Annotated in this window: 18 protein-coding genes; 9 read left to right on the plus strand and 9 right to left on the minus strand. The window is 71.5% G+C overall.

The features are described 5' to 3' along the window. Positions 1 to 31: 31 nt before the first annotated feature. Genes IEY30_RS20920 through IEY30_RS20935 form a run of 4 tightly spaced genes read left to right on the plus strand, consistent with a single transcriptional unit; the run spans position 32 to position 3,573 of the window. Positions 32 to 1,096, plus strand: coding sequence for a Bug family tripartite tricarboxylate transporter substrate binding protein (locus tag IEY30_RS20920; protein WP_081920691.1), 1,065 nt, complete (start codon positions 32 to 34; stop codon positions 1,094 to 1,096). Between the two features lies 1 nt (position 1,097). Beyond that, positions 1,098 to 1,643 (plus strand): tripartite tricarboxylate transporter TctB family protein, encoded by a 546-nt coding sequence (locus IEY30_RS20925; protein ID WP_030203547.1) that lies wholly within the window; start codon positions 1,098 to 1,100, stop codon positions 1,641 to 1,643. Continuing rightward, complete coding sequence (locus tag IEY30_RS20930) at positions 1,643 to 3,187, plus strand: tripartite tricarboxylate transporter permease (protein ID WP_030203550.1); 1,545 nt, start codon at positions 1,643 to 1,645, stop codon at positions 3,185 to 3,187. Before IEY30_RS20925 ends, IEY30_RS20930 begins: the two co-directional genes overlap by 1 nt. Further along, a complete protein-coding gene (locus IEY30_RS20935) occupies positions 3,184 to 3,573 on the plus strand; it encodes a universal stress protein (protein WP_030203553.1) in 390 nt (129 codons plus the stop codon). Before IEY30_RS20930 ends, IEY30_RS20935 begins: the two co-directional genes overlap by 4 nt. Before the next feature lie 143 nt (positions 3,574 to 3,716). Here the strand turns inward: IEY30_RS20935 and IEY30_RS20940 are convergent, their stop codons facing one another. The 4 genes from IEY30_RS20940 to nth all read right to left on the minus strand — a co-directional run bounded on the left by IEY30_RS20940 (position 3,717) and on the right by nth (position 7,299). After that, positions 3,717 to 4,505 (minus strand): GNAT family N-acetyltransferase, encoded by a 789-nt coding sequence (locus IEY30_RS20940; RefSeq protein ID WP_030203555.1) that lies wholly within the window; start codon positions 4,503 to 4,505, stop codon positions 3,717 to 3,719. Positions 4,506 to 4,700: 195 nt separating this feature from the next. Further along, positions 4,701 to 5,903 (minus strand): MarP family serine protease, encoded by a 1,203-nt coding sequence (locus IEY30_RS20945; RefSeq protein WP_030203558.1) that lies wholly within the window; start codon positions 5,901 to 5,903, stop codon positions 4,701 to 4,703. After that, the gene (locus IEY30_RS20950; protein ID WP_030203561.1) at positions 5,900 to 6,643 is read right to left on the minus strand and encodes an NUDIX hydrolase; all 744 of its coding nucleotides are present in this window, start codon (positions 6,641 to 6,643) and stop codon (positions 5,900 to 5,902) included. Before IEY30_RS20950 ends, IEY30_RS20945 begins: the two co-directional genes overlap by 4 nt. Next, positions 6,640 to 7,299 (minus strand): endonuclease III, encoded by a 660-nt coding sequence (gene nth / locus IEY30_RS20955; RefSeq protein ID WP_229675132.1) that lies wholly within the window; start codon positions 7,297 to 7,299, stop codon positions 6,640 to 6,642. The genes IEY30_RS20950 and nth overlap by 4 nt, the downstream gene beginning before the upstream one ends. Before the next feature lie 180 nt (positions 7,300 to 7,479). Between nth and gntA the strand changes: the two genes are divergently transcribed. From gntA to IEY30_RS20970, 3 genes are all read left to right on the plus strand, one after another. Continuing rightward, positions 7,480 to 8,400: a guanitoxin biosynthesis heme-dependent pre-guanitoxin N-hydroxylase GntA gene (gene gntA, locus IEY30_RS20960; protein ID WP_052359076.1), complete on the plus strand. Its 921-nt coding sequence runs from the start codon at positions 7,480 to 7,482 to the stop codon at positions 8,398 to 8,400. Beyond that, the gene (locus IEY30_RS20965) at positions 8,363 to 9,049 is read left to right on the plus strand and encodes a DUF1989 domain-containing protein (protein ID WP_030203571.1); all 687 of its coding nucleotides are present in this window, start codon (positions 8,363 to 8,365) and stop codon (positions 9,047 to 9,049) included. The genes gntA and IEY30_RS20965 overlap by 38 nt, the downstream gene beginning before the upstream one ends. Positions 9,050 to 9,134: 85 nt before the next feature. Next, positions 9,135 to 9,812: a Crp/Fnr family transcriptional regulator gene (locus tag IEY30_RS20970; protein ID WP_030203573.1), complete on the plus strand. Its 678-nt coding sequence runs from the start codon at positions 9,135 to 9,137 to the stop codon at positions 9,810 to 9,812. A gap of 40 nt (positions 9,813 to 9,852) precedes the next feature. On the opposite strand, the gene IEY30_RS20975 is transcribed toward IEY30_RS20970, so the two are convergent. The 5 genes from IEY30_RS20975 to sp36 all read right to left on the minus strand — a co-directional run bounded on the left by IEY30_RS20975 (position 9,853) and on the right by sp36 (position 12,925). Next, on the minus strand, positions 9,853 to 10,524 hold the full coding sequence (locus IEY30_RS20975) for a nucleoside/nucleotide kinase family protein (protein ID WP_030203577.1): 672 nt from the start codon (positions 10,522 to 10,524) through the stop codon (positions 9,853 to 9,855). 18 nt (positions 10,525 to 10,542) lie between these two features. After that, positions 10,543 to 11,340 (minus strand): MBL fold metallo-hydrolase, encoded by a 798-nt coding sequence (locus IEY30_RS20980; RefSeq protein ID WP_030203580.1) that lies wholly within the window; start codon positions 11,338 to 11,340, stop codon positions 10,543 to 10,545. Between the two features lie 78 nt (positions 11,341 to 11,418). Then, positions 11,419 to 12,270 (minus strand): NUDIX hydrolase, encoded by an 852-nt coding sequence (locus IEY30_RS20985; protein ID WP_030203582.1) that lies wholly within the window; start codon positions 12,268 to 12,270, stop codon positions 11,419 to 11,421. A gap of 20 nt (positions 12,271 to 12,290) precedes the next feature. Next, the gene (locus IEY30_RS20990; protein ID WP_030203586.1) at positions 12,291 to 12,755 is read right to left on the minus strand and encodes a RidA family protein; all 465 of its coding nucleotides are present in this window, start codon (positions 12,753 to 12,755) and stop codon (positions 12,291 to 12,293) included. Positions 12,756 to 12,769: 14 nt separating this feature from the next. Next, the gene (sp36, locus tag IEY30_RS20995) at positions 12,770 to 12,925 is read right to left on the minus strand and encodes a Sp36 family protein (protein WP_142179199.1); all 156 of its coding nucleotides are present in this window, start codon (positions 12,923 to 12,925) and stop codon (positions 12,770 to 12,772) included. 73 nt (positions 12,926 to 12,998) lie between these two features. Here sp36 and IEY30_RS21000 point away from each other — a divergent pair, with 73 nt between their 5' ends. Further along, complete coding sequence (locus IEY30_RS21000) at positions 12,999 to 13,769, plus strand: alpha/beta hydrolase family protein (RefSeq protein WP_162181039.1); 771 nt, start codon at positions 12,999 to 13,001, stop codon at positions 13,767 to 13,769. A 225-nt stretch (positions 13,770 to 13,994) separates the two neighbouring features. Continuing rightward, positions 13,995 to 14,915, plus strand: coding sequence for a putative endonuclease domain-containing protein (locus IEY30_RS21005; RefSeq protein ID WP_030203591.1), 921 nt, complete (start codon positions 13,995 to 13,997; stop codon positions 14,913 to 14,915). Positions 14,916 to 15,040: the final 125 nt, after the last annotated feature.

A 15,040-nucleotide genomic window follows, 5' to 3' on the forward strand; every position in this document is an offset into this window, starting at 1 on the left:
CCAGCCCAAGAACGCGAAAGAGATCTCAACGATGAGTACTCACCACACTGCCCGTCCCGGCACCTCCGGCACCAGCAGCGCAGTCCCCACCCGCCGGCGCATCGGCGCCCTCGTCGCCCTGGCCGCCGTCGGGACCCTCGCCCTGTCGGCGTGCGGCGCGACCGCCAAGAAGGACGACGCCTCCACCGGCGCGGCTGCGGGCCCGGCGACGGGCCTGCAGATCATGGTCCCCAACAGCCCCGGTGGCGGCTACGACACCACGGCCCGGACGGTGGCCCAGGTCATGGAGAGCCAGAAGGTGACCAGCTCCGTGCAGGTGTTCAACCTGCCGGGCGCCGGCGGCACCGTCGGCCTCCAGCGGGTCGTCAACGAGAAGGGCAACGGCAAGCTCGCCATGCAGATGGGTCTCGGCGTCGTCGGCGCGGCCTACACGCAGAAGAGCAAGGCCACCCTCAACGACACCACCCCGATCGCCAAGCTCATCGAGGAGGCCGGCGCCGTCGTCGTCTCCAAGGACTCGCCGTACAAGGACCTCAAGAGCCTCGTCGACGCGTGGAAGAAGGACCCGTCGAAGATCAACGTCGGCGGCGGCTCGAGCCCCGGCGGCCCCGACCACCTCCTGCCGATGCAGCTGGCCAAGGCGGTCGGCATCGACCCGACCAAGGTCTCGTACATCTCCTACGACGGCGGCGGCGAGCTGCTGCCGGCGATCCTCGGCAACAAGATCGCCTTCGGCGCGAGCGGGTTCGGGGAGTTCCTCGAGCAGGTCAAGGCGGGCTCCGTGCGCGTCCTCGCCGTCACGAGCGAGAAGCGCATCGACGCCCTGCCCGACGTGCCCACCGTCAAGGAGTCGGGCATCGACTTCACCTTCACCAACTGGCGCGGCATCGTCGCCCCTCCGGAGATCTCGGCCGGCGACAAGCAGGTGTGGGTCGACGCACTGACCAAGATGCACGGCACGGACGCGTGGAAGGCCGAGCTCGAGAAGCGCGGCTGGACCGACGCCTTCGAGACCGGCGACCAGTTCGGCACCTTCCTCAAGGCTCAGGACCAGGACGTGGCCGACATCCTCAAGGGCCTCGGGCTGACGAGCTGACATGACGGACACGACACCTGACCGCACGCACACCGACACCGCGGCCCAGGATGTCGAGACCCAGGGCGGGGACCGCGCGCAGTACGGCATGTGCGCGGCCCTCGCCGGCCTCGGCATCGTCCTGCTGGTCAACTCCGCCCAGCTCGCCCCCGTGGCGAGCAGCAACGACTCGCTGGGCCCGAAGGTCATCCCGACCGTCCTCGGGATCCTGCTCCTCATCACCTCGGTCCTCTACGCCGTCGACATCCGCCGCGGTGGGGTCGGGGCCGCCGACGAGGGCGAGGACGTCGACCTCGGCGCGAAGGCCGACTGGAAGACCGTCGGGCTGCTCGTCGTCATCTTCGCCGTGAGCGCCGCCCTCATGGAGCCGCTCGGCTGGGTCATCGCCGGCACGCTGCTGTTCTCGGGCAGTGCGTATGCGCTCGGCAACCGCCACGTCATCCGTGGCCTTCTCGTCGGGCTCGCGATCTCCCTCGGCACCTTCTACGCGTTCGCCATCGGGCTCGGGGTCAACCTGCCCGCCGGCATCCTCCAAGGAATCCTCTGATGGACAACCTCAACCACCTCCTCGACGGGTTCGTCAACGTCCTGACGCCGCTGAACCTGCTCTTCGCGTTCATCGGCGTCGTCGTCGGCACCGCCGTCGGCGTGCTGCCCGGCATCGGGCCGGCCATGACCGTGGCGCTCCTGCTGCCGATCACCTTCTCGCTCGACACGACGCAGGCGCTCATCATGTTCGCCGGCATCTTCTACGGCGGCATGTACGGCGGGTCGACCACCTCCATCCTGCTCAACACGCCCGGCGAGTCGTCGTCGGTCGTCACCGCCCTCGAGGGCAACAAGATGGCCAAGGCCGGACGCGCCGCCCAGGCGCTCGCCACCGCCGCCATCGGCTCCTTCGTCGCCGGCACCATCGCCACGGCTCTGCTCGTGCTCGTCATGCCGCAGGTCGTCTCGTTCGCCGTCCAGCTCGGGTCACCCGAGTACTTCGCGATCATCCTGCTGGCCTTCGTCGGCGCGAGCATGGTGCTCGGGTCCTCGCGCCTGCGCGGCTTCGCCGCCCTCCTCGTCGGCCTCTCCATCGGCATCATCGGCATCGACAAGGTGACCGGCCAGCAGCGGATGACCTTCGGGGTCCCGCAGCTCGCCGACGGCATCGACATCGTCGTCGTCGCCGTCGGGCTCTTCGCGGTCGGCGAGGCCCTGTGGGTCGCCGCCCACCTGCGGCGCAAGGCCGGCGGCGTCATCCCCGTGGGCCAGCCCTGGATGGGCAAGCAGGACTGGAAGCGCTCGTGGAAGCCGTGGCTGCGCGGCACCGCCCTCGGCTTCCCCTTCGGCGCCATCCCCGCCGGCGGCGCCGAGGTCCCGACGTTCCTGTCCTACGTCGCCGAGCGCAAGCTGACCAAGCACCCGGAGGAGTTCGGGCACGGCGCCATCGAGGGCGTCGCCGGCCCGGAGGCCGCCAACAACGCGTCCGCCGCCGGCACTCTCGTGCCACTGCTCGCGATCGGCCTGCCGACCAACGCCACCGCTGCGATCATCCTCACCTTCCTGCAGGGTCGCGGCCTCGAGCCGGGCCCGCTGCTCATCGAGAAGGAGCCGGTCCTCGTCTGGACCCTGGTGGCCAGCCTCTTCGTCGGCAACACGCTGCTGCTGCTGCTCAACCTGCCGATGGCTCCGCTCTGGGCCAAGCTGCTCCAGATCCCGCGGCCCTACCTCTACGCGGGCATCCTCTTCTTCGCGACGATGGGTGCGTGGGCCGTCAACGGCCAGGCCTTCGACCTCTACCTGCTCCTCGGCATCGGCCTGCTCGGCTTCGCGGTCCGCCGCTTCGGCCTGCCCGTGCTGCCGCTCATCATCGGTGTCATCCTGGCCCCGATCGCCGAGCTGCACCTGCGCCGCTCGCTGCAGCTCTCGCACGGCGAGGTCAGCGGCCTGCTGGGCGGTCCGGTGGCCTGGGTCTGCTACGGCATCATCGTGCTCACGATCCTGTGGCCGCTCATCGCCAGGGCGATCCGCAAGGCCCGCGGTGGCAAGGGCGGCCCGGGCGAGGGACTCATGGCCGAGCTCAAGGACGAGGTGGCGGCATGATCCTCGTCGGCTACATCCCCACCCCGCAGGGCGAGGCCGCCCTCGCCGCCGCCATCGCCGAGGCCAAGGCGCACGACGAGTCGGTGCTCGTGCTCAACATGAGCCGGGACGACAAGCTCGTCGACGCGCACCGCGCCGACAGCTCCGACCTCGACCGGCTCGACGCCGACCTCGCCGAGTCCGGGGTGCCGCACGAGGTGCGACGCATCGAGCACGGCACCGACCCGGCCGACCAGATCCTCGACGTCGTCGACCGGGAGCACCCGCGGCTGCTCGTCATCGGCATCCGGCACCGCAGCGCCGTCGGCAAGCTGCTTCTCGGCTCGACCGCGCAGCGCCTGCTCCTCGACGCCCGCTGCCAGGTCCTCGCCGTCAAGGCCGACTGAGGCACACGGCATACGCAACCCGCCGAACCCACCACGTCGAGTGGGCACTTCGACACACGCACCCCACAGTCGACCGCCCATCTCTCGACACATCCCACAGTCGATTGCCCACTTTCCGACGCCGGAAAGTGGGCACTCGACGTTCAAGCGGCGTCAGGCGGGGGCTTCGAGACGCCGACGTGGCGGGCGACCTCGGCGAAACCGGCCCGCTGGTAGAGCCCGATGGCCGGGCCGCCGTCCTCGGCGACGATGACGAGCCGCCCGATGGCGGGATCGTCGAACGCCCACTCCCCTGCAGCCCGCACGAGCGCACCGGCAAGGCCGCGCCGGCGGTGGCTCTCGAGCGTCACGACGTCCTGGTAACGCGCGAGGTCACCGAGCCGCACGATGCCGAGCCGTGCCACGAGCCGGTCGCCGTCGAAGGCCCCGAACCACTGCGCCCGCCCCGAGTCGACGAGCCCGCGCTGGGCCGTGACGCGGCGCCGCTCGAAGACGAGCCGCGGATCGCGCTGCTCCTCCGGGGTGTCGCGGGCGCCGACCTGCGCCGACTGCTCCCAGTCGTCGTCGCTCGTGAGCACCCGGAGCTGTATGCCGTCCGCTGCGTCCGCGGCCGTCGGCAGCTCCGTCGTGGCGAGGTCCACGTCGCCCTCGACGTCCCAGCCACGCGCAGCCCAGGCGTCGGTGTCGCCGCCGTCGTGGGCGAAGGCGACGGCGCGGTGCTGGGCGTCCGGGAACTCCTCCTCGAAGCGGGCGACCCACCGGTCGACCTCGTCGGCGTGGGCGGCGGTGGGGACGAGCACGAAGTTGCCCCACCAGAAGGTCGGGTTGGCCTCGGTCCGCACGACGAGGTGGTCACCGTGGTCGGTCACCGTCGACCCCTGCAGCCGCAGCAGGTCGAGGTCGGTGGTCAGGCCGGGACTCTCGAGACGCATCCCCCGATCATGACCCACCCCCACCGTCGAAAGGCCAAAGTTTGCGACCCCCGACAGGTCGAGAGGCCACGAGTGGCCCCCTCTTACACGTCGAGAGGCCAAGGTTTGCGACCTCTGACACGTCGAGAGGCCAAAGTCCGTCGCGAACTGGCCTCTCGACTGCGGGGCACCGACGAACTTTGGCCTCTCGACGGTTCAGCCGGCGACGCAGGCGCCGGTGTCGACCTCGGCCCCGGCCGCGGCGGCCTCGTCGAGGACCGGCTTGGCCTCGGCGAGCGTCAGGGCGTAGCCCGTCGAGTCGTCCTCGAGCGACTTGGCGAAGATGACGCCGACGACCTGGCCGTTGGTGTCGAGCAGCGGACCACCCGAGTTGCCCGGCTGCACCGTCGCGGCGAGCGAGTAGATCTCACGGACGACCCGCTCGCGGCCGTAGATGTCGAGGCCCCGGGCGTCGAGCTGGGCCCGGACGCGGGCCGACACGACGCGGTAGGGCCCGTCGAGGGGATAGCCCGGCACGGCTGCCGAGTCGCCCCGCTTCAGCTCGCCGCCGAGCGGGAGCGGCGGCAGGAGGAGCCCCGGCACGCTGAGCACGGCGAGGTCGCGCCGCGAGTCGAAGACGACGACGCGGGCGCGCAGCACCTGGTCGCCGCCCTGGACGCGGACCTCGTCGGCGCCGGCGACGACGTGGGCGTTGGTGACGATGCGACCCGGCGAGAGCACCCAGCCGGTGCCCTCCTGGCCACGCTGGCACGACTGGGACTGCGTCGTCACCTTGACGACGGACCGGCCGGCGGAGCGGATGGCCTGGGACTGCGCGACTGCCGGGTCCGGGTCCTGCACGGGCGTGATCGGCTCCGGCGCGAGACCGCCGAACACCTGCGGGAAGCCCTGGCTCGACAGGAAGCCCCGGAAGCTCGCGAAGACCTGTCCGGTCTCCTCGGGGACGACCGAGTTGACGACCTGCAGCACCTTGGACTCCGCCATGGCCTTGGACAGCGCCGGGCTGCCGGCCGTGCGCAGGGCGCCGCCGATGAACCAGATGATGAGGCTCGCGGCCAGGGTGACGACGACGGCGCCGAGCACCGAGTCGACGTGGCGCAGGGAGGTCTGGCCCATCCGGCGCCTGATCCGGGAGCCGAGCAGGCTGCCGAGGTACTGCCCGATCCAGCCGAGGACGACGACCCCGAGCAGCAGGACGAGCACCCGGGTGCGGTCGTCGTCGGCCACGGACTGCCAGCGCACGAGGAGCTCGGGCAGCTGCCAGACCCCGAGCATCGCGAACGCGAAGAAGCCGACGAGCGAGAACACGCTCTGGATGAGCCCCGAGCGGTAGCCCGAGTAGCCGTAGGCGAGCAGGAGCAGGACGAGGGCGATGTCGAGCAGGACGCTGCCGCTCACGACCGCCTCCCCGCGAGGTAGCGCTCGGGCAGCGGCCGCATGACGTCCGCGTCCCACGGCTGTGCGAGGCCACCGAGCTCCAGCACGCTGCTGATGAGCCCGGCCGTGAAGCCCCAGAGGAGCAGGTGGTCCAGGTCGAAGCCCGGACCGACGTAGCCGGACGGGTGCGTCACCGAGAAGCGGGTCGCGGGGTCGACGAGGTGCGACACCGGCACGGAGAGCACGTCGTGCACCTCGGCCGGGTCCCGGACACCGATCGACGAGGGCCGGGCCCACCAGCCGAGCACCGGGGCCACGACGAACTGAGCCGGGGCGAGGAAGAGCGAGGGCAGCTGCGCGACGACGTCGACGCCCGCCGGGTCCACGCCGGTCTCCTCCTCGGCCTCGCGCAGTGCGGTGGCGACGAGGTCGTCGTCCTCCGGGTCGCGCGAGCCGCCGGGGAAGGCGATCTGGGCCGGCTGGGTGCGCATCGTGTGCGAGCGCTCGATGAGCACGACGTGCTCGCCCTCGTCCTCGGCGCCGGCCGGCGGAGGACCGAAGAGGATGAGGACCGCGGACTCCCGTCCACCCTCCTCCGGGGGCAGGAAGCGCGAGAACCACTCGGGCGCAACGCTCTCCAGCCGCACGGCGAGCTCGTCCAGCCACGCGGGACGTGCGAGCGACCCGGCCCCGAGCGCCGGGGACGGCTCGATGGAACCCGACCTGCCGGCATACGCGATCCGGCTGACGACGTCGGTCACTTCGGCGCCAGCTCGTACTTCAGGAGCTTCGCCGCCTTGTCCGGGTCGGTCTCGCCCGCGCCGTAGCTCGGGCACCAGCGCGCGACGGGGCACGCTCCGCAGGCGGGCTTCTTCGCGTGGCACGTGCGGCGCCCGTGGAAGATCACGACGTGGCTGAGCATCGTCCAGTCCTTGCGCATGAACAGCCGCCCGATCTCGTGCTCGACCTTGACCGGGTCCTCCTCCTCGGTCCAGCCGAAGCGGCGCGCGAGGCGGCCGAAGTGCGTGTCGACGGTGATGCCGGGGACGTCGAAGGCGTTGCCGAGCACGACGTTCGCCGTCTTGTGACCGACCCCGGGAAGCGTCACGAGGTCCTTGAGGCGCGGCGGCACCTCGCCGTCGAACTGCTCGACGAGCGCCATGCCGAGCTTGATGAGCGAGTCGGCCTTGTTCCGGTAGAAGCCGGTGGGCTGGATGATCGTCTCGAGCTCGGTGCGGTCGGCGTTCGCGTAGTCGGCGGCCGTCGGGTACTTCGCGAAGACGATCGGCGTCACCTTGTTGACCCCGACGTCCGTCGTCTGGGCCGACAGGATCGTCGCGACGAGCAGCTCGAGGGGCGTCGTGAAGTCGAGCTCGCAGTGCGCGTACGGGTAGCGCTCGTGCAGCGCGCGGTACATCTTGCGGGCGCGTCGGGTCCGCGCGACGGGGGTCTCGTCGTCGATCACGAGTGCTCGGGGGGACACGGACGACACTGTATGCCGCCGGGCTGGGTCACGCCGTCCGCGCCCGCGTGTACAGGGTTTCGCGCAAACGGCACCCGAGGTGGGTACGTGCTGCCTGAGCGAGAGGAGTCCGACATGTCGACGGATACGCGCACTTCAGCACCTACAACCGGCGAGACCGCGCGGCTGGACCTGTCTGCCCAGCCGACGGGACCGGACGAGCCCCGCGGGCTCGAGACGACCCTCGACCTGCTCGCCGGCATGGACCTCGCCCACGCGTCGGATGCCGACGTGGTCCGAGCCCTCGAGCTCATGGTCACCCATGCCGAGTTCCCCTGCCTCGGAGCCAAGTCCGTCTTCCGACGCGGCAGCGTCGCGCACGCCGTCCTCGACGACATGGACGACCCCGACGTGCCGGCCGACCTGCTGGGGCGGCTCCAGGAGTTCGCCCGCTCCATCGAGGGCGAGAGCGGCTTCCATTCCTTCATCGCGACCTTCCGCGGGCCCCTGCCGAGCAGCGAGGCGAGCTTCGAGGCCTCGCTCTTCGGTCTGCTCCAGCGGCTGCACGACGCCGACGACGAGTCGTGGGCCGACGGCGTGGGCTCGGACCCCAACGACCCGCACTTCGCCTTCAGCGCCGGCGGCACGGCGTACTTCATCGTCGGGCTCCACCCGGCCGCCTCGCGCGTCGCCCGGCGGGCGCCGCTGCCGACGCTCGTCTTCAACCCGCACGGCCAGTTCGAGCAGCTGCGCGCCGAGGGGCGCTTCGACGGCATGCGCACCACGATCCGGCGCCGCGACGAGGACCTCCAGGGCTTCATCAACCCGATGGTCGCCGACCACGGCGACAGCACCGAGGCCCTGCAGTACTCCGGCCGCCGCCACGCGGCCGGCTGGGAGCCGCCGCTCGACCTGAAGCCGGTCACCGACAGCGCCGACAGCGCCGATGGCGCCGACGCGCCCGACAGCTCCGACACGCACGACAGCACCAGCACCCACATCGACCAGGGGAACAGGCATGACGATCTCGCAGGACGCACGACTCGGCACGACTGACCGCCACTTCGGACCCGGCGGCCCCGTCGTCCAGCCACCCGGCGACTACCGTGACGGGATGACCCTGACGCGGCTCGCCCCCCAAACCGGAACCGCCTTTTTGCTCAAGGCCGGGCAGCGCCTCACGGTCGTGGACCCGACCGGCGAGCAGGTCAGCGACTTCTTCGCCGTCATGGACGACGAGCGCGACGAGTGGTTCAGCTCGGGGCGCACCATCGACTACGCCAACTCGACCGCCGTGACGGCTGGCAGCGTGCTCTACAGCAACCGGAGCCGGCCGATGGCGACCGTCGTCGAGGACACCTGCGGGCACCACGACATCCTGCTGACGCCGTGCTCGCAGCAGACGTTCGACCTGCTCTACCCCGAGTTCGAGGGCGCCTACCACCCCAGCTGCTTCGAGAACCTCGCGACCAACATGGCCACGTTCGGGGTCGAGCCCGACCGGATCTCGACGACGCTCAACATCTTCATGAACGTCTGGGCCGAGCGGAACGGCGAGCTGCACATCGACCCGCCGACGTCTCGCGCCGGCGACCGGTTCGTGCTCCGGGCCGAGGCCGACCTCGTCGTGGGCCTGACCGCCTGCTCCGCCGAGAAGTCCAACAACGGCGTGTGCAAGCCGATCGACTACCGCATCGACGACTGACGGCGCCGAGCCGCCGTCGCGGACCCGCAGGCGAATTGCCCGCGGTGGCACGGCGACGGCGGGGGCGACGTGGCACACTGACCCCGTGGATCTCGACGTGGTGAGGCGTGCGCCCCTGTTCAAGGCTCTGGACGACGAGGCGGCCTCCGCCCTGCAGTCCGAGATGAGCCGGTCGCACATGGAGCGCGGCGACGTGCTCTTCCACGAGGGCGACCGGGGTGACACGCTCTACGTCATCGCCGAGGGCAAGATCAAGCTCGGCCGCACGAGCCCCGACGGCCGCGAGAACCTCGTCGCGATCCTCGGTCCGGGCGAGATGTTCGGCGAGCTCAGCCTCTTCGACCCGGGCCCGCGCACGATGACGGCCACCGCCGTCGCCGAGACGCAGCTGCTCGGCCTCGGCAACGAGTCGCTCACCGCGATCCTCACGGGCCGCCCCGAGGTGTCCAAGACGCTGCTCGCCGCGCTCGCCCAGCGCCTGCGCCGCACCAACGCCCACCTCGCCGACCTCGTCTTCACCGACGTCCCCGGCCGCGTCGCCAAGGCCCTGCTCGACCTGTCCGAGCGCTTCGGCCGTCCGGTCGAGGGCGGCATCATGGTCAGCCACGACCTGACGCAGGAGGAGCTCGCACAGCTCGTCGGCGCCTCGCGCGAGACGGTGAACAAGGCGCTCGCCGACTTCGCGACCCGCGGCTGGCTGCGTCTCGAGGCGCGCGCCGTGCTGCTCCAGGACGTCGAGCGCCTCAAGCGCCGCGCCCGCTGAACCCGTTTGAGGTGAACCCGCCGAGATCTCGACGACGCGCCTACCTCACAGCGCCGAACGACCAGCCCTCCGGACCGTTGACCACGATCCGATCGGCCCGACTTGCCGCTGCTGCGACCACGGTCGCGTTCGGGTCGTCGTTCCGCGCGACCCACGCCTCGGCCGCCTCCGGCTCCTTGCCGAACGCCACGTGCCGCTCGACGAGCCGCGACCGGCGCAGCTCCTCGTCTCCCGTGACGAACCAGACCTCGGCGAGCTCGGCGCGCGCCCGTTCCCAGCGCGCCTCGGCCAGCAGCAGGTAGTTGCCCTCGGTCACGACGAGCCGAGCCGACGGAGGGACGACCATGCTTGCGGCCAAAGGCTGCTCGAGCGTCCGCTCGAAGCCGGGCGCATAGACCCACGAGTCCGGCTCCGCCGTGATGCGTCGCAGCAGGTGGGCGTAGCCGTCGGCGTCGAACGTGTCGGGAACCCCCTTGCGCGACCTCGCCCCGAGCCGGTCGAGCTGCGCGTCCGCGAGGTGGAAGCCGTCCATCGGCACGTGCGCGACCCACCCGTCGCCCTCACGCGCGGCGACGCCATCGACGAGCGCCTCGGCCAGCGTCGACTTGCCCGACCCCGGCGCCCCGGCGATCCCGAGCACCACGCGGCGCCGCTGCCCGACGAGCGCCACGGCCGCCGCGACGAGCGCCTCGAGGCCGGTCTCCGGGGTCATCGCAGGCTCATCGCAGGCTCATCCGTGCTCGCGGAGGTACTCCAGCTGAGCCTGCACCGACAGCTCCGCCGCGGGCCACACGCTCCGCGGCACGTCGGCATAGACCTGCTCCACGACGGCGTATGCCGTCTGCGCACCTCGGGCGACCGCGTCCCGCACCTGGTCCAGCCGTTCCGCACGGTGCCTCAGGTAGAAGGTCACGGTGGCAGCGGCGTCGGCGACGAAGGGCCCGTGCCCGGGGAGGAGGCTCGTGACGGCGCCCGACCGGGTCAGCCCCTCGATGCGCTCGAGCGAGGCGAGGTAGGACTCGAGCCTGCCGTCGGGCCAGGCGACGACAGTCGTGCCTCGCCCCAGGATCGTGTCGCCGGTGAGCAGCGTGTTGTCGGCCGGGAGCACGAAGGAGAAGGAGTCGCTCGTGTGGCCTGGGGTCTCCACGGCGAGGATCTCGAGGCCGCCGACTTGGATGGTCTCCCCCGGCCACAGGTCGTCGTGGCCCCGGCCGAATGCCCGCACCGGCGCGCCGGTCAGCTCGTGGAACCGGTCGGCGCTCTCGGCATGGTCGGCGTGCCCGTGCGTGAGCAGGGTCAGCGCGACCCGGCGGCCGGACTCCTCGACCCGCCGCAGCACCGCCTGGAGGTGGCCCTCGTCGAGCGGGCCCGGGTCGACGACAACGACCTCGTCGGAGCCCGGCTCGGCGAGCAGCCAGGTGTTGGTGCCGTCGAGGGTCATCGGCGAGGGGTTGGGGCACAGCACGCACTCGGCGCGCTCGCTCGTGGCCCCGCCGTGCCAGCCCGGATCGGGCGCGGCGCCCTCCATCAGCCCCTCACCCGACCCGTCGGGTCCGTCGGGTCCGCCAGGTCGGCCGGATCGGCCGGATCGGCCGGGTCCGCCACATCACTGCTCGGCCCACCGCTCGACGATCTCCATCGCCGCCCCGTCGGGGCCGTCGACGACCTCCGGCATGATGAGCGGCAGGGACTCGCTGTGCACGACCACCGCTGCAGCAGAAGGGGCGTCGCGGATCTCCTCCACGCACATGACCGTCGGTGGCAGCATGAGGGCCGAGCCCGCGGCATACGCCTCCAACAGCTCCGACGGGACGAACCAGTCGGCGTGGTCGGCCTCGGAGGTGTCGCCGTCGGCGACCTGGAAGGGTGGCATGACCGCGGCGAAGAACCACGTGTCGTAGCGCCGCGGCTCGAAGACCGGGGTCAGCCAGTGCGCCTTGGCGACGATGAGGTCCGACCGCAGGACGAGGCCCTTGTCGTGCAGCACGTCGGCGAGCGAGAGGCGTCGCTCGACGAGGCCACGGCGGATCTCGCTCCACTCGGGGCCGCCGACGAACGCCAGCGGTCCGCTCGCGGACGGGCTCGCGAGGAGCACGCCGCACTCCTCGAGGACCTCGCGGATGGCGGCGGCGACATACATCTGCGCCTCTGCGGGCGAGCAGCCGAGGCGTTCGGCCCACTCGGCCGGCGAGGGGCCGGCCCAGGGCAGGCCGAGCTCGCCGTCGCGCTCGTCGACCCCGCCGCCGGGGAAGACCATCATGCTCGGCGCGAACTCCATCTCGGAGACGCGCCGCAGCATGAAGACCTCGGGCCCCGCGGCCCCGTCGCGCACGAGCATCACGGTGCTCGCGCGGCGCGGGACCGCCTCGTCCCAGCGCTCGCCGGCGAGCCAGCGTGACGCCGCGTCGGAGATGCCGGGCGTCGTGGTCAGGGCGAAGCGTCGCGTCGTGTCGCTCACGCGTGCACCACCGTCACCGGTCACCGGGCGACGGAGACGATGACCTCGACCTCGACGGGTGCGTCCAGCGGGAGCGCAGCGACACCGACGGCCGAGCGGGCGTGGATCCCCTTGTCACCAAAGGCTTTGACGAGCAGCTCGCTCGCGCCGTTGATGACCCCGGGCTGGCCGGTGAAGCCCGGGTCGGAGGCGACGAAACCGACGACCTTGACGACACGGGTCACCGCGTCGAGGTCGCCGATCTCGGACTTGATGGCCGCGATCGCGTTGAGGGCGCACGTCTCGGCAAGGGACTTGGCGGTCTCGGCGTCGACCTCGGCGCCGACCTTGCCGGTCGCGGCGAGGGAGCCGTCGACCATGGGCAGCTGACCGGAGGTGTAGACGAGGTCGCCCTCACGGACGACGGGGACGTAGGCGGCGACGGGCGGCACCACCTCGGGTACGGTGAGGCCGAGCTCGGACAGGCGGTCTTCGACTGCAGACATGGTGCGGTGGCTCCTCAGGACTTCGGGCGCTTGAAGTAGGCGACGAGGCTCGTGCCGTCGGGACCGTTGACGATCTGGACGAGCTCCCACCCGTCCGCCCCGAAGTTGTCGAGGATCTGCTTGGTGTTGTGGATCAGAAGCGGTGCGGTGAGGTATTCCCACTGGGTCATGGCCCTCACCCTACTCAGTGTCAGCACGGCCCTCGCGGGGTGCGCCGGCGGGGCCGGTGGCACGATGACGCCCATGACGAGCAGCCCCTCGACGACGTCCGCCGCGAGCGCTCCGGGGGCGCCGACGCGGTCCTACGGCAGCGACCCGGCGCAGGTCTACGACGTCATCGCGCCGGCTGCCGGCGCGCCCGCCGTGACGGGGACCGTCGTCGTGGTGCACGGCGGCTTCTGGCGCGCGGAGTACGACCGTGAGCACGCCCGTCCCGAGGCGGCGGCGTTCGCCGGGGCGGGCTACCACGTGGTCCTGGCCGAGTACCGCCGAGTCGGTATGCCGGGTGGCGGCGTCCCCGGGACCCTCGACGACGTGCGCGACCTCCTCGCGTCGGTGGCCGCCCAACCGGACCTGCCCAAGCCGCTCGTCCTCGTCGGCCACTCCGCCGGTGGGCACCTCGTGACGTGGGCGGCCGGCCAGCCGTGGGCCCGCGAGCGCGGGATCGCCGGGGTGGTCTCGCTGGCCGGGGTCGTCGACCTCGGGACCGCGGACCGGCTGCACCTCGGCTCCGACGCGACGCGTGACTTCGTCGGGTCCGGCCCCGGCACCGCCGCTTGGACCTCTGCCGACCCGATGTCGACGCTGCCCCCGAAGGTGCCGGTGCGCCTGGTCAACGGCGCTGACGACGACACCGTGCCGCCCGAGGTCGCCGACGCCTACGTGGCCAAGGCGAAGGCGGCCGGTGGCGACGTGACGGTGGACCTCGTGCCGGACGCCGACCACTTCGCTGTCATCACCCCCGACACCCCCGCCTTCAAAAGAGTCCTAGAGGCAGTCCACTCCCTCCTCTGACCCCCTCCTTTCCGCGGTTCGAGGTGATCCCGGGAGTCGCGTCGCTGCCGACATCACCTCGACACGGCGGTCGGCGATCCTTGGTTCGAGGTGATCGCGCACCTGACGTCGCTGCCGGGATCACCTCGCACCGGGTTTCCACACCCCCGGCCGCTGCGACCTCGTCATCCACAAGGCCGCGTATGCCGCTCGCTGGAGGCGGTCACGCCCGCGACGTTGGGAGACATGAGGGGTCCAGAACGAAGGCGGATCGCCCGTGAGCTCGCCGACCGCCACGGCGGGGTGGTGTCGCGGGCGATGCTCCGGTCAGCCGGCATCGAACGACGCCACGTGGCATACGAGGTCCGTTCGGAGCGATGGGTGGTGCACGGCGACGTCACGGTGGCGGTGCACACTCGTCCACTGAGCCGCGAGGAGTCCCTGTGGCGAGCCGTCTGGGAGGTTGGGCCCGCCGTGACCGCCATCGACGGAGTCACTGCGTTGGGGCTCGCCGGTCTGAAGCACTACGACGATCCAGCGATCCACTGCTCCGTCGTTCACACGGCAAGAGTCACCTGGCCGAGCGGGGTGACTGCGCACAAGGTCGTCCGTCGCGTGCCCGCCGAGGTTCTCCAGACGGGGATCCCACGCACGCGGCCCGCCGTAGCGGCGGTTCGGGCGGCTCACTGGGCCGTCAGCGACCGGCAGGCCGCCCTCATCCTGCTGATGACCGCCCAGCAGGGACTGGCCTCGCCGGAGGAACTGCTGCGGACGACCAAGCGGCTCCGGGGCAGACGGCGCCGAGCCTTCGTCAAGAACGTGGTGCGTGACATCGCGCTCGGCGTGCAGTCCTTGGGCGAGCTCGACTTCGCCCACCTGTGTCGCGAGCGCGGACTTCCCGAGCCCGATCGGCAGGTCGTCGTCCACACGGACCGCGGCCGCGTCTACCTCGACGTCCGCTGGCGAAACGGGCTCGTGGTCGAGATCGACGGCGTCCAGCACCGGCGCGCCCTGGCTGTCTCGACGGACAACCTCCGCACCAACGCCCTCGTGCTCAAGGGCGACCGCGCCCTGCGGATCGACCTCGTCGGCCTGAGGGTCTTCACCGACGACTTCATGGCCCAGGTGGCGCAGGGACACGCTCAGCTCGAGAGCGCCGCCGCCTGACCCGGGATGTCTCGCCGTTCGAGGTGAAACCGACGCCCACACGGGTCATGTCTTTTGAAGGGACATCCCTGACAGGAGTGTGAAGGGACATCCCTGACAGTGGTCTGGTTTGCGGTCCATGGTGG

Origin of the sequence: Terrabacter tumescens (assembly GCF_014646815.1) — a bacterium.
Classification (GTDB): Bacteria; Actinomycetota; Actinomycetes; order Actinomycetales; family Dermatophilaceae; genus Terrabacter; species Terrabacter tumescens.

What these genes read in the sequence shown, in the direction of transcription:
- IEY30_RS20920 (WP_081920691.1), top strand. Translation starts at nt 32, where the DNA reads ATGAGTACTCACCACACTGCCCGTCCCGGCACCTCCGGCACCAGCAGC.
- IEY30_RS20925 (WP_030203547.1), top strand. Translation starts at nt 1,098, where the DNA reads ATGACGGACACGACACCTGACCGCACGCACACCGACACCGCGGCCCAG.
- IEY30_RS20930 (WP_030203550.1), top strand. Translation starts at nt 1,643, where the DNA reads ATGGACAACCTCAACCACCTCCTCGACGGGTTCGTCAACGTCCTGACG.
- IEY30_RS20935 (WP_030203553.1), top strand. Translation starts at nt 3,184, where the DNA reads ATGATCCTCGTCGGCTACATCCCCACCCCGCAGGGCGAGGCCGCCCTC.
- IEY30_RS20940 (WP_030203555.1), bottom strand. Translation starts at nt 4,505, where the DNA reads ATGCGTCTCGAGAGTCCCGGCCTGACCACCGACCTCGACCTGCTGCGG.
- nth (WP_229675132.1), bottom strand. Translation starts at nt 7,299, where the DNA reads ATGTACCGCGCGCTGCACGAGCGCTACCCGTACGCGCACTGCGAGCTC.
- gntA (WP_052359076.1), top strand. Translation starts at nt 7,480, where the DNA reads ATGTCGACGGATACGCGCACTTCAGCACCTACAACCGGCGAGACCGCG.
- IEY30_RS20965 (WP_030203571.1), top strand. Translation starts at nt 8,363, where the DNA reads ATGACGATCTCGCAGGACGCACGACTCGGCACGACTGACCGCCACTTC.
- IEY30_RS20975 (WP_030203577.1), bottom strand. Translation starts at nt 10,524, where the DNA reads ATGACCCCGGAGACCGGCCTCGAGGCGCTCGTCGCGGCGGCCGTGGCG.
- IEY30_RS20980 (WP_030203580.1), bottom strand. Translation starts at nt 11,340, where the DNA reads ATGGAGGGCGCCGCGCCCGATCCGGGCTGGCACGGCGGGGCCACGAGC.
- IEY30_RS20990 (WP_030203586.1), bottom strand. Translation starts at nt 12,755, where the DNA reads ATGTCTGCAGTCGAAGACCGCCTGTCCGAGCTCGGCCTCACCGTACCC.
- sp36 (WP_142179199.1), bottom strand. Translation starts at nt 12,925, where the DNA reads ATGACCCAGTGGGAATACCTCACCGCACCGCTTCTGATCCACAACACC.
- IEY30_RS21000 (WP_162181039.1), top strand. Translation starts at nt 12,999, where the DNA reads ATGACGAGCAGCCCCTCGACGACGTCCGCCGCGAGCGCTCCGGGGGCG.
- IEY30_RS21005 (WP_030203591.1), top strand. Translation starts at nt 13,995, where the DNA reads ATGAGGGGTCCAGAACGAAGGCGGATCGCCCGTGAGCTCGCCGACCGC.